General features: G+C 62.3%; 5 protein-coding genes. All 5 read right to left on the minus strand.

Going from position 1 to position 13,924, the window contains the following annotated elements:
• Nucleotides 1-132: 132 nt before the first annotated feature.
• The 5 genes from S7S_RS15115 to S7S_RS15135 all read right to left on the minus strand — a co-directional run bounded on the left by S7S_RS15115 (nt 133) and on the right by S7S_RS15135 (nt 13,832).
• A complete protein-coding gene (locus tag S7S_RS15115) occupies nt 133-738 on the minus strand; it encodes a response regulator transcription factor (protein ID WP_008733638.1) in 606 nt (201 codons plus the stop codon).
• 92 nt (nt 739-830) lie between these two features.
• A complete protein-coding gene (locus tag S7S_RS15120; protein ID WP_082027738.1) occupies nt 831-3,161 on the minus strand; it encodes a sensor histidine kinase in 2,331 nt (776 codons plus the stop codon).
• A gap of 354 nt (nt 3,162-3,515) precedes the next feature.
• Entirely contained in the window at nt 3,516-7,877 is a 4,362-nt protein-coding gene (locus S7S_RS15125) for a CARDB domain-containing protein (RefSeq protein WP_169745577.1), read from the minus strand.
• Nucleotides 7,878-7,917: 40 nt separating this feature from the next.
• Entirely contained in the window at nt 7,918-8,874 is a 957-nt protein-coding gene (locus S7S_RS15130; RefSeq protein ID WP_144401681.1) for a hypothetical protein, read from the minus strand.
• Nucleotides 8,871-13,832, minus strand: a complete 4,962-nt coding sequence (locus S7S_RS15135; protein WP_035203085.1) for a protein-arginine deiminase family protein — start codon at nt 13,830-13,832, stop codon at nt 8,871-8,873. The genes S7S_RS15130 and S7S_RS15135 overlap by 4 nt, the downstream gene beginning before the upstream one ends.
• Nucleotides 13,833-13,924 lie beyond the last annotated feature (92 nt).

The following is a 13,924-nucleotide window of genomic DNA, read 5'->3' on the forward strand; positions in this document are numbered from 1 at the left end:
ATCAGACTCCACATGCGGCCACACTCTTAACTCCTCACAAAAAATTAAATATTATTCACGTAAAAAATCAATGCTCCACCAACACGGAGAAAGACTTTAAATAAAGCTGTGCATCGAAGCAGGAAAAGCCGCTCAATCCAGAATAAAGCCCAACTGCCGCGCCTTCAGCACCGCCTGCGTCCGGTTATCACACTCAAACAACCCCAACAAATCCGACACATATTCCCTCACCGTCGCCGGCGAAATATTCAGCTGCGCCGCGATCTCCTTGTTCGGCAACCCGAGCGACAACAATTCCAGCGTAGCAAGCTGACGCGGTGACAACATCACATGGCCGGTATGCGCCTGCCCACCCACAATCACCGTCTCGCCGTCCATGATGTCCCGCAACGCTTTGATCATTGCTGCCTTGGTACTGGTCTTGGCAATAAAGCTGTCGGCGCCAAGCTGGAGCATCTGCTGGATGCTGGCGTGGTGATCGACGGTGGAGATCACCACCAGCGGCAGTGCCGGGTAGCGGGTCTTGATTTCTCTGAGGCCATTGAGGCCGGTGGTGCCGGGAAGATGGATATCAAACAACACCAGCGCAATATCCTGATGCGTGGCCAGGGCCACCTTGGCGGCGTCGAAGTCGGCGGCCTCGATGACCTGGATGTCGGGGAAGGCGTCATGCAGCAGCAGGCGCAGGCCGTCCCGGTATAGTGCGTGATCTTCGGTTATCAGTACCTTGGCGGTCATGGGTCGGGCTCATGCTGGCCGGGGTTGCGGGGCGCGCCTTAACAATGGGCACGCGCAAGGACCGTATCACGTCCACCACCCGAGCGGCGTGTTTACGTTGGCATATCCAGGCTCATCGGTGACTGACGCCGCCGGGCGGCCACATTCAGCAACGCCCGCAACTGGGACGGCAGAAGCTGTGGGGATACCGCGATCCACTGCGCCGGCAACGCCGCGTCTGTGGCGCACACACAGGCTGCCACGAGGTCCCGGGCCAGCCGCTGCACAGCGTCCGCCGGCAGCGCCGTCTGTGTGAGCGCGGCATCGTCACAGAGCAGCACGGCGGCGGGCCAGCCGGATTGCCAAGCCTCGTCCACGGAACGGAACACCGAGACCTGGCATTGCCAGCTCTGCAGGCGCGCAGACAACGCATCCCTGAGTGCATCGTCCTGGATAATCAGGCTCACCTTCAATGCGCTGTCGCCCTGGTCCGCCGCTGCTGACCGTGGCAACGCCGGGTCTGCCAACACCGGCACGCTCAGGGTAAACGTGCTGCCCTGGCCGGGTCTGGAGATCACGTTCACAGGGTGCTCCAGCAGTTCAGCGATATGCCTGACGATGGACAGGCCGATGCCGGCCCCTTCGGTTTTCTGCGGCACGTCGGCAGCGCGGTGGTAGATATCAAAGATATGCTGCTGCACGCTGTCGTCCATGCCGCAGCCGGTATCCAGCACCTGGATGGCGACCTGGCGGCCGCGCCGACGACAGCCCACCACGACCCGCCCGGTGTCGGTATATTTCACGGCGTTGGAGACCAGATTGCGCAACATGCGATCAAGCAGCATCGGGTCGCTGAAGACGGTTACGGAGCAGGGGTGGAACCTCAGTTCAATGCCCTTCTCTCTCGCCAGCACCCGGTACTCGTTCTGCAGGCGCGCAAACAGGTCGTTGAGCTGAACAGCCTTCAACTCGGGCCGGATCGCACCGGATTCCAGTTTGCTAAGGTCCATGATCGACTTGAAAGATTCGCTCATCTGACGGTGCGTATTCTTCAGCCGGTAGAGTATTTTCTTGCCGTCCAACCCCTGGACATGCGGCTGCAAGTGCTCCAGAAAGATACTCATGGAATTGAGCGGCTGGCTCAGGTCATGGCTGCTCTGCGCAATAAAACGCGACTTCGACTGGCTGAGGTATTCGGCCCTGACCTTTTCGTCGCGCAGGGCACGCACGCGCAGGATCAGCGCCACGGCGTGCAGCAGCATGTGCAAGATCTGGATATAGAGCACATGAAGCATCTTGTAGGATTCGGTTACTTCCTGAAACGCCCGGGACGCCCCCTGCGTGACCAGCACCACTTGCAGCATCGAAAGCACCACCGGGAACCAGCCGAGCAGATAAATAAAGTAGTAGCTACCTTCGCGGCGCACCTTGGCCACACCCGAGCCAAGAATCACCAGCGACACCACCAGGTAATCCAGCACGTACAGGCGTACTTTGGCTTCCATGGGCAATGCGGTGGCGAGCAGGCAGATCACCAACGTCAACAGCGCCGCGCCGACAAACACCTGAAACCATCGCCCGGAGGCGCGGTTGATGCGGAGAAAACTGCCGGCGAAGGCCAGTTGTGTCATCAGGGTTGAAGAGACCAGCCACCAGAACCAGTCCGTCTCGATATACGCCGATTGCCATATCAGCGCCGGGATGCTGCTGTGTCCCAGGTAATAGACAAGCATCAGCAGCGACGACAGCGCGCCCCAGAAAAAAGCGACTTCCGACATCAGCAACCAGCAGACCAGCCCCAGTACGACCAGGCCCAGGATGACGCCTATGGCCACCTTGAAAGCAAGGTCCAGGTGCATGGCCCAGGCCGCATACTGCTGCCCGCTCATCAACCCGATGTAGGGATGCCAGGTGCCGCGCCGGGCGTTCAGTTCAACCACCACGAGATAGGATTTGCCGGCTTGCAGGTTGAGGTTCACCGCCCGGCCGAGGGTGTTGATATCCGTCGTGTCGCCATAGCCCCCCTTGCCGAACCGCTGCACAACCTGACCATCGTCACTCCGGACCAGCACGCCCGATTGTCGGAAACCGAAATTGCTGATGTGGAGCATCCAGTCACTGGTCTGGGTCAGGTTGACGACGCGGGTATAGAGCCAGTACCGGCCGTGTTGCCTGAAATCCGGGGACAGGCCAAAGCGCTCACCCGCCGGCACGGTATCGGGAGCCTTGTCCAGCGCCAGGCCTTCCGGCGCGGGAATGAAACCTGAGGAATACACATTGGAGATAAGAGGGTAACGGTTGTCCGGCCCGGTGAGTTCGATGGCGTGAAATTCCGTAGCGGCCTGCGCGACGCGCAGCCCGGCCAGCACCATCACCAGGCAGACGATCAGAAACATGCCCACCGAAAAGCCGCGCTCCGCCCCGCACGATAATGGTCGATTCATGCAGTCTTCCTGTGACCAGGCCGGCCTGATAACCGGCGCTGGATGCCGTCACCGGCTGAACGACGCCCCAGCACGCCCCCGAATCGCCCATAATGCCTCACACGACGGTCTGTTGCGTACCCCGACATCTGTCGGGTACCGCCTGTTGCGCCCTGTAGCAGTGATCACATTGATCCGATGGAGTGAGAGCAAGACAAGCCAGACCGGCGTGCTGGCCAACCCTGGCGCACGCCGGCCGTCTGATGGCGATGGATGCCGACCGCGGCGCCGGCCGGGTTCGCGTTCTGGCCAGGTTGTGTTGCTGCATCAGGGCGGGCCATCTGGCTCGCCCGCTCCCACAGGTTTGCCGCAGGCTTACAACAGCAGACGTGTCAGCAACAGCAACACCAGTGCCACCACCAGCAGCAGGGCCGCATAGAGCAGATAAAGATGCAGGCACAGCCATAGCAGTATCAGCGCGAGTAGCGCCAGCAGCACCGCCGCCAGCACCAGGCACCAGCGCCGTTTCCGTTTCCGGACCAGTCCAACTACCGTGAGGATGAGCGCCACCACGATGACCAGCGCGACCAGCCAGTGCACCCAGCAGGTTGCCCGTTCGCTGAGATCACAGGACGCGCCACCAGTCGGGGTGTACGGCATGTCGTCCTCACCATCGGGTATCCCGTCGCCATCGCTGTCGGGATCAAGGCTGTTGTCGAGGCCGTCACCGTCTATATCGCCACGCGGTTCCTCGCCATCCGGGATGCCGTCGTTGTCACTGTCCGGGTCAACGACGTTATCGAGTCCATCGCCGTCGGCATCGCGCAACGGATCACGTTCGCTGCCATTGTCTGGCGCGTCAGGATCGTACAGCTCTTCACCGTCGGGAATGCCATCGTTGTCGCTGTCGCGATCCAGATGATTGGGAATGCCGTCGCCGTCTGCATCACCCTGCACTTCGTCTTCATCGGCCAGCCCATCACCGTCCTGGTCGCCGGTCTGCACCAGCGGCACGGACAGATTGACGCTGCTGAATGCCGGCCCGGCGCAGTCGTCGCCGGGGTAATGGCTGCTGGCCTCCCAGGTGCCGCCTTCCACCGCCACATAGGCATCCTCGAAGCAACCGTACTCATCCGTCATCACTTCCCGGTAGACCGGATTGCCCGCCGGGTCCCGGTAACGCACGGTGACCATTTCGGTCGGGCGCGGTGGCTGTGTGCACCCCATGGCGCTGATGATGGCGCATTGCCCGGGCATCTTCTCTGCGTCCAGCAGCAACCCCATGTCCGCCAGCGCCGCTCTGGCTTCGGCATTCTGCCCGTCCTGATATGCGCTCGCGGCCTGTGGCCGGAAGCGTTTCCCACAATCCCGGACACTGGTGTCCAGTGTCATGTCGGTACGACGTCGCAAGCCCACACTGACCGTGGTGCCACCGACCGGCACCAGTGTGTCGCCACGGGGCATCCAGGCGGTGACATGGATATCGTGGTCGGTGCAGACGGGTGCATCGTCATTCGGCCGGAGATCAAGCTGCCCCAGGTAGCGCTCGCCCGGTGCAACCAGACGCTTGGCGTCGGCAAACTGTTTGTGCCAGTCCGCCGGGATACCGTCTTCGCGGAAGTAGAACAGTTGCGGCTGTTCCTGTTCATTGACGATCTGGAAGTTGAACGCCACCGGCGTATAGGGGCTCGCGGTTTCACTGGTGACCACACGAAGATTCTGCTGCGCCTTGTCATTGCTGGCATCGGTATCATTGACCTGGCGACGGATCTCGACGCGCACGCAGTTATGTTCATCGTCTGTGCCGTCCGGCGTCCAGACGAAGAAGACATCACGGTATTCACCCGAGGGAATGCTGCCGATAAAACGGATCGCCCGTTCATCGAAACTGCCCTCGCCCCCCACCGTGTGGTAAGGCTCGGACATCAGGAATTTGACTTCCACATCGTAGGCGGTCGCCGGCCCGCTATTATGAACGCGCACATAGATACGATTCTGCTCGTCGGCAATCGGCTGCTCTTCCCCCGGTCCGGTGGACAATTGCACGGTCTGGTCATACGGGGCATAGCCGTCGCCATCGCGCTGGTTGTCCACCCAGATGTCCGGGCTGGTCCAGTGCGGGTCGCCACGGCGCACATAGAGATCGTACTTATCCGGTGGCGGATCATAATCCACATCGATCAGATAACCGTCGTTATCGGGCAGCCTGTCCAGCACGTCGATATCAATGCCGGTGCCTGCCGGCTGCAGGCTGCCGCCCACGGCCAGTGCGGCGTCATTGATGTGATCGGTGGAAGGCGTGCCGTCGCGCACCAGCACCGGTGCCTCACCCTGGGGAATGAGGCGGTTTGCGTAGTACACCAGCACACCGTCGGCCGGCACCGGGTCGGCTTGCGCCAGCGCCGGGCTGCGCGCCTCGATCCAGTAGAAATGGTGCTCGGATTCCAGTGTGGTGGCGCCTTCGGTGAGCCCGATGGCCACTGCCGCGATCTGGTCGCTGTCTATTTCTGCCTGATAGTGCAGCGGGATCGGCGGCTCGCCTTCGCGCTCTGTGCCGGACGGCGGGCGCTGGATATAAAGTACGCGCCCGCCATGGGACGTGACCCAGGTGGCTTTTTCCTTGGACCAGACCAGCGGATGCGCCCCGTCAAACGGCCGCGCCATATTGTCCCAGTGATCCGCCGTGTGCGTCAGCAGGCTGTCCACTTCGTCGTGGACGTACAGGTCTTCCAGCAGCAATTGATGCGACAGGCCGTGGGCATACTGCATGGTATTGTTGTCCGGCCCCTGGACGGACACAGACAGATAGCGAGTCTCCCCCGCAGCGTCATAGGGCCAGAGTCCGGTCGTGGCCCAGTCACGCTGGAAGGCCGGGTCATTGACCACGATCACCACGCGGTCGATATCGTCTGCGGCCTCTGCCGTGGCGCCATCCAGTACAGTTGGCTCTGCGGTAATGAGTTTGTCGAGCACCTCTTCGGCCATTTCCACCAGCAGATTGCGGCTGCTGTCCTGATAGTGCGCACTGTCATGATCGAGCGCCACCGGGCCACGATACAGCGGCACCAGTGTGGTCTGACCATAGCTGACGCGTTCGAGCCAGGCCGCCGCCTCCGTCACGCGGGTTTCGATCATCGCCGGGTCGGCACTGCCGCCGATGCCGCTGAAATCCGCGCGCACTAGCAGCGTGTCCTGCTCACCAATCGGGAACGGGCCTCGTGAAACCGTGACGGGTCGCAGCGCGACATTGTTGTTCTGCCTGACCTGCGCCAGCCCCGGCGCGGAGACGGACGGGTCGTACAGGTTGAGCAGGCGTACCGCGAGATGCACACCGCCGTCTTCGGCCTCGACGTCCTCCGGTGCCGGGGGGCGCCACACCAGCGGGCCCACTACGGTCATGCCGTCGCTGGTCGTCTGCCGGCCTGCAATCGTTGGCAGATACAGCCGGTTATCCGGCGTGTTGGAAGAGGACGAGGCGTAGGCGCTATAGAAGCCGCTGTCGTGCCAGTCATCGGGGAACGCCAGCGGCGAAGCCGGGTCCGCCCAGAACAGGCGGGCGGTCACATTGGTGATCGGCTGCTCGCCACGATTGCGAACCGCCAGGTACAGATAGTTGTTTTCGTTGAAGCGTGGCTGCTGAAACGCATAACTGTTAAGGCCCGCACTGAGCGCGGCGTCCAGGTCAATATCCGGATGATGACGCACGAGAATATCTGGCGAGGACAACAGATAGCCGTCGTCCGATGGCTGTACACCTTCGTCGCCGACATAATCGCGCACGTAGGCATCGAACGGCGGTGTATAGCCTGCACCGGGATACATCACCACGCGATGTTCTGTGGCATCCAGGACCAGCACCCTGCCCTCGCCGTCCAGTACGATTTTCTGCAGCGCATCAAACAGCGGCGCACCGCCGAGATGACGATAGAAAGCGCCGGTGTCTTCCAGCACGACAATACGGTGGTTATCCGTGTCCGCGACATAGACACGACCGTCATCACCGACGGCCACATCGCGGGGGTAACGGAACTGCGCGCTGCCAGTGCCGAAATGACCAAAGGCTGTCTGGGCACCACCGCCTGCCGGCAGCCGCAGCACACGGCTGTTGCCGGTATCCGCCAACCACAGGTCCCCGGTTGCGGTCACATCCAGCCCGTAGGGATTGTTCCAGTCCGTGCCCTCACGCCAGACAGCCCAGCTGTCGTCGTCAGCGTTGTCTGCCACCAGCACGCGGTTGTTACCGGAATCCAGCAGGTAGACCGAGCCATCTTCCGCCACGGCAATATCGCGGGGCATGAGAATGGCGCGGCCGTCCACGGTGGTGCCTGCGCTGGCGAATGCCGCGTCGTGGCTGTAGCTGTCGGCACCGCTGTCGTAACGAAACAACTGCACCTGGCCGGACAACGCATCGACGACAAACACATTGCCGTCGGCGTCCACCGCCACGCCCTGTGGTTCACGAAAAGCACCCGCTGCTGCCGCGTCTGCGTTATAACCGAATTCATGCCAGGTATAGGGGCCAGGAAAATCGGCAAGGCGGGTATAGCGGATACGGTGATTGCCGGTGTCCGCAATCAGCAGACGTTCCCGGGCCGCGTCCACGGCCATGCCGGTCGGCACCATCAGGTCATCGCCGATGATAAAGGGCGGGCCATATTCCAGATCGTCCGCCTGGGCCAGTGGCGCGGCCAGCAACAGCCCCGCCAGAAGCCCCAGCATCCGGACAACGCCGGACATTCCCTGTCCGCAGTGCGAAATCATGCGTGTGCTCTCCCTGTCAGTTCTGCGGTGTCTTTCCGGCGTCTGTGCCTACCGGATTGTCGCGGTAGAACGCCCGCGCTTTCCGCAAGAGGTCGTTGTCCGCCGTGGCACCGTTTTTTTCCGGCACACGGTTCAGCACCGCGCGCCAACGGGACGCGGTACCAAAGTGTTCGGCGTCGGTCAGCAGGCGCTCGGCATAGGTGGCGGCATTGAGGTAATCCGGCTGCGCCATCGGGGCGCCGGATTTTTCGTTGGTCAGGCTGGCCGGCTGGCTGTTGATCAGCGCCACGCTGCGCATCAGCGCCTGCAGACTGTTCTCGCCCGGCATGCGCCCTAAAATCTGCAGCAGGTCGTGCTGGCGAAACGCTCGCGCCCGGCCCGGAAACGCCTTGTCACTGGCCGAGGCTTCCACCACCATCATGACAGCCTGCACCGACGCCGGATTATCGATCGCTACCAGCGCATCCACCATGCGCTGGTTTGCCTGCGGCGCCTGCCCGGCCAAAGTCGGCCGCAGCAACCAGTATTCCCAGGCCAGCCGGTAGGCTTCCGTCGCCTGCGCCGCCGACAGGGGCGGGGCTGCGGGTGCACGCGCAGCCGGTTCGGCCACTGCTGTCAGGTAGCGTTCGCGCAGTGTGTCATAACGGTCGGGTGCATCACGCCGGTCAGCGGCGATCAGCAGCAGTTTGGCTGCTTCCGAGCGATACTCCTGCGCCCGCGCCTGCGCAACCAGATCGGCGGATGCCAGCTTCGCCATCTCGTCCAGCGCGGCATCAAACGCCTCGCCCTGGCTGACACGGCCCGCGACATCATGTGGCGGCAGGCTCGCTGCCTCGCGCAGCACGGCACTGATCCGCGCTGCCGATGCCCTGACGTCATCCGGCCACGGCATATCCTGCTCCTGCGCCATGGCGGCGGGCGCCGCCAGCACGGCCAGCCACAGGAAACCCCACAATTGCATGCATCGCGTCATGGCTGATTACTCCACCAGTCGAGCCCGTAGGGCTGACGCACCACATTCGAACCGCAGTGCACCTCGCCGTCCAGACGGTGATACAGATTCCAGTCGTCGACATATTCGACGTTCGGCAGCAGGCCACGAATCAACACCTCAAAAATATCGTCACCGCTGCCGACATCCCGCGCGCCAAACTGACGCGGGAAATAGTAATGGCCGTTGACGGGCTGGAAGTTCGGGGCGCCCGGTGTAAAGGCGACACTGAAGCGTCCTGTGTCGAAGCCGGCCCGGGCGCCCACATACAGAGTCGGCACTTCGATATACGTCAGGGGCACACCGGCCGCTGCATTCAGCGCGTCGATGACATCCTGGATCTTGTCCTGCACCGTAATCAGGTTGAAGGCGTGCATCTCGGTATCACCCAGCACTTCCGCCACCGTAATAAAGGCCGGTGCCGGGGCCTTCCAGAACCGTGTATCTTCCACCAGCACATACTTGTCACCGCTCTTCGGCGGCACGAACCATCCCACCTGCGAAGGTGGCGCGGTGCGGATGACATTTTCATAAGCATTCGGATCGCCCGAGCCGTCCGGCAGCAGTTTCGGAAATGTGTTCCAGACCCGGCCGATCTCGATAAAGCCGTTACCCAGTGTGGTGATTTCCGCCACCTGCCCGCGTGCACCGGAACCGCTGGCGTCATCGTTATAGATACGCACATATCCCCAGCCCGCACCGGTATGATCCACACCGGTTTCCAGCCGTCGCGGATCGATACTGTCCGCCGACGCGGCGCCGTCTTCCGGCGCTGCGCCCATGGCAAACAGCACAGACCGGCCACGGTCCGCCACGGGGATGGTTTCCAGCTGCGTCCAGGCTTCTGCCGGGCTGGCCACGATCACTTCGCCGTCAACGATCGAGAAACCGAATATTTCGTCGACATGGCTCACGCTCAGCCAGGCGGTAGGCACTTCAAACGGCGGCTGCACTTCCTGCGACGCGAAGAAGTCGAACAGCGCATCCGAGCGCGTATCGCCGACGACAATGCGGCCGAGCGGGAATGCCGGCGTGGGCGGCAGCAACTCGACATTGCCGCCGTAATCGCCCGCTCCGCCACCCACGTCCACCCCCATCTGGAAAATGGCGAAATCCGGCCCGAGCAGCCGTGTCTGAATCCATGGCGGCTGTGGATCCAGCAACCCTCGCGCATAGGGCAGACGCATGCCGGCCTGGACCTTGGCACCGCCCGGGCGCTCGTAGTAACCCATTTCGCCATGGTCCTGGAACCACTGCGTGGCACCCTCGGCCAGGCCCAACGCCTGCATCTGCCCGGAATGATCCAGCCCGACATAACCGGCCTCTGCCGAGGCGGTCTCGCGGAAACTGGCGTTACCCGGATCATCCAGCACCCAGACCGATTCCGAGGGCTGTGAATGCGGCAGCATGATCCAGGGTGCCACTTTCATGCGGATCTGATCGCTGGCCACGACCGCACCACCGTCACGCAGCTCCAGCGTGAAATCGATTTCACCATCGAACGGATTCACCGCAAACATGCCAACAAAACGGAAAAACATGCCTTCCAGCCCGAACGTGATATCGCCACCGGGCCCGCCCCCGACAAAGTCCGGTGAACCCGGGTCCACCCACCGGGTGATATCCAGTTCCAGCGGCGGCGCCGGATTACCCACGCGCCCGCCGAGCGCACCCCAGATGGCTGTCTCACCTGCGCTGATCTGCTTGAACACATGCACGGACTCAATGTCTTCCTGCTCCGCTGCCCGCAGGAACACTTTCACCGATGGCGGCAACGAAGTGCCCGGATTGCGGATCACAAACGGCGTAATGTCCGCTTCATCCGCCGCACCGTTGATCTCGAAGTCTTCGTGCACCGGGTCGCCGGCATCATCGAAATGTACCGCGTCGGGGATCGGCCTGCCGGCGGCGGTGCGGCCGCCATCGCGGTCGAGGTTCACGGCGAAGACAGCGCCGCGCGCCTTGACCCAGTCATCTTCGCCAGTGTCATCCGCCACGTCGTCGATGAGGCCGTCCCGAGAGGTATCAGCATCCAGGTCAAGCCGCAGTATCTTGACGGTATGCTCGGCACTTTCGCCCAGCACCCCGCCGCCACGCAGCGCGCGCAACACGATGCGGTAATCGCCTGCCGGCACCAGATCACCGGCATGGTTGGTGCCATTCCATGACAGGGTGCCCGAGGCCGCCGTCCCCAGGCGGCCCTCCGCCACCACGACATCCGACGCGTCCATGGCTTCCCAGGCCACGTCATCTATCGTCGCCCCGCCGTCGACCTGGTATTCGATACTCACCTGCTCCGTGCCATCCTCCAGTTTTTCCCGGACAACGTATTCCGAGGACGCAGGCAGAATGGCCGGTGCCGCGACAGCGATCAGAATGGCGTTGTTTTCGCGGTCGCTGATGCCGCGCGGTGTCATGCCGATGTCCACCAGATCAATCTCGATGCTGTACCGCCCCGGCTTGGGCCGCAGCCCGCCGGTACCCCGCCCATCCCACTTGAGCACCGTGGTACTGCCATGCAGGACGCTGATGATGTTCGGGTCATACGCGGTATAAAACGGATTAACCGGGTCGCTCTCATGGAAGATCTGCAATCGCGCGAACAGCCCGCTGACGAACAGCGGGTTGTCGTAGACCAGTGAATCCACGTGGTAGTAGATCAGCACATCCGTCTGGTCGGTGAAGTCTTCCGTGTGCGGCACGGCCTCCAGCGGAAAGTCCACGCACACCAGGCTGTCGCAATTGCCGAGGCTGACATAAGCCTGCGCGCTGTTGCGCTTCGGCACGCTGTCGTCGTCGGTCACTTCCAGCCCCACCTGGTAGTACCCCAGGCAGGTCAGCGTCGGCGATGACCCTGCCACATAGAGTTCAAAGCGGGTTGCTGACGGTCCGGACGGTGCACTGGCCGCTATGCAACCCGACGGCACCAGCGGCAGGCTCCAGGTGTAATCGGTAATGCCGAGACCGAAGGCCGGCGCTTCCCCCAGCAGAATGTTGTCGTAATCAACACTCAGCAGGCCGCTGAGCGCGACGTCGCTGTGCAGCACACCGGCAGCGTCTACCGTATGGCGGGAAAACAGCGGCATGATCCATACCCATGGCGGCCCGCCTTCGTCGATCACGGATAGCTGGAACGTGGTGGCATCGGTATTGCCCTCACCGTCTTCCACCTCCAGCTGGAACAGCCAGTCGCCCGCCACCAGGTCACCCGGGCCGATGGTCAGCGTCGCACCTTCCGCCGGCAGGCCCAGCGCGTCGTCCACCCGGCCGGGCAAATATTCCAGCGGTGCATCGTAGGGTACGTCCAGCAAGGTCCAGGTGTAGCGCACAATACCCGGCGACAGCCCCGTGGGCAGGCCGCCCTCCAGGGTGTCATGGCATCGGTAGGCATCACTTTCACACGGCGAATCCGGGTCCAGGGAATCCTCACCACTGAGGGTGACCGGGAACGACAGCGACCCCACTGTGGACGGCCCGGCAATATCCGCTTCGGGCAGGCCGTCCACCAGCACCGTGAATTCTTCCGTGACCTCTTCCTGCCACGGCGGCAGTTCATCATCGGTCACCGTGAGACGGAACACCCAGGTCCCGGCATCGCCGTCCTGGGTCGACATAATGAGCAGCGGCAGCAGATGGAAATCTTCCTGCACCATCAGTGAGGAAGACTGCGGTGCCTGAATAATGTCCCACTTGAATTCCAGCCCACCGCCGTCAGCGTTGTCGGGGTCATCCACTTCGGTGGTCTCGACCTGGATATCAAAACCGACGTCGATTTCTTCATCGCCGATCAGGTTTATTTCTGGTGGCAGGTTATTGACCAGCAGCGACAGGGTGTCCGTGTCTTCCTCGCCTTCATCGTCGATAGCTGTGCAGCGGAAGGCCCATTCACCGATGTCGCCTTCTTCCGTGACGAAGCTGACTTCACGCGAGGCAAACGTGTCGCCAGCACTGAACTGACCACCGGGAGGCGCGGTGAGGACTTCCCATTCAAACGTCAGCGCGCCCCCATCAATGTCATTTCCCGGATCAGCGCGCACGGCGAGGGTGTCCAGTGCATCGACATCGCCCCCGACCAGCGTGATGGCAGGTGCACTCCCGGTGACCTGAAAACTTTGCGTTACAGAGTCCGTTGCGCCGTCAGGATCACGTACCTCCAGACGCACCTGGAACGACGTATCGGGCAGCCACTGATCCGAGAAGACTTGTGTATGCACCATCCCCGAAGCACCGAACGTCGTACCATCCGGTGCGGTGATGGTCCACTCGTAGGTCAGCCCTGCATCCGATGTCTCGTGATCGGAGGCACTGCCAGCATCAAAAGTGATGTTGAACCCGTCCTGCCCCAGCCGCAGGTGTGTGGTGGACAATGTCATCGCCGCGTGCGGCCGATAATTGCGACATGCCGCAGCGAGCACTTCATCCACAAGCGTCGATGCGGATACTCCGGGCGATGCCACCCGGTACTGGGAGCCGCTGGTTATGGCGAGATCCTGCAACAGTGCCTCACCTGGCTCACCGGCAGACCCCGCATAGACAAGATATCGCCAACCGCCAATGCCATTCAGGGCAATGGCGGCCTGGTTATGGGTGTAGCCTCCGGCGGGTCCGGAGTCCGCACCGTCGGTCACCACCACCATGATCTTGCGGCCGGAAGCAGACAGCCCGGCCAGATGGTTCGAACCCAGCACGACGGCATTGTAGAGCGGCGTGGAGACCCCATCGGACGGGGTCACGGCAACAAGATCCCGCAGCAGCGTGCGATTGCCACTGGTCACATCAACCCACCAGCCCGACCCGCCCGGTGGCGTGGGAAATCCGATTCCACCAGCCCGGGAGAGATGCCCTACCGCAGACAGCCCATCCAGCACGCCCAGACCAAAGTTTCTCGCCAGCGCGTCCTTGCCACCCTGCATGCTGGACGAGTAATCAAGAAGCAGCATGACATTGGTGTCATACCATGACGCGCATTCATGCGACGCGATGGAGGGGCCTGACCACAGCACGCAAATACTGAACAATGTCCGCGCCAGCC

The organism is Isoalcanivorax pacificus W11-5, assembly GCF_000299335.2.
In the GTDB taxonomy this organism is placed as follows: domain Bacteria; phylum Pseudomonadota; class Gammaproteobacteria; order Pseudomonadales; family Alcanivoracaceae; genus Isoalcanivorax; species Isoalcanivorax pacificus.

What these genes read in the sequence shown, in the direction of transcription:
- S7S_RS15115 (WP_008733638.1), bottom strand. Translation starts at nt 738, where the DNA reads ATGACCGCCAAGGTACTGATAACCGAAGATCACGCACTATACCGGGAC.
- S7S_RS15120 (WP_082027738.1), bottom strand. Translation starts at nt 3,161, where the DNA reads ATGAATCGACCATTATCGTGCGGGGCGGAGCGCGGCTTTTCGGTGGGC.
- S7S_RS15125 (WP_169745577.1), bottom strand. Translation starts at nt 7,877, where the DNA reads ATGTCCGGCGTTGTCCGGATGCTGGGGCTTCTGGCGGGGCTGTTGCTG.
- S7S_RS15130 (WP_144401681.1), bottom strand. Translation starts at nt 8,874, where the DNA reads ATGACGCGATGCATGCAATTGTGGGGTTTCCTGTGGCTGGCCGTGCTG.
- S7S_RS15135 (WP_035203085.1), bottom strand. Translation starts at nt 13,832, where the DNA reads ATGCTGCTTCTTGATTACTCGTCCAGCATGCAGGGTGGCAAGGACGCG.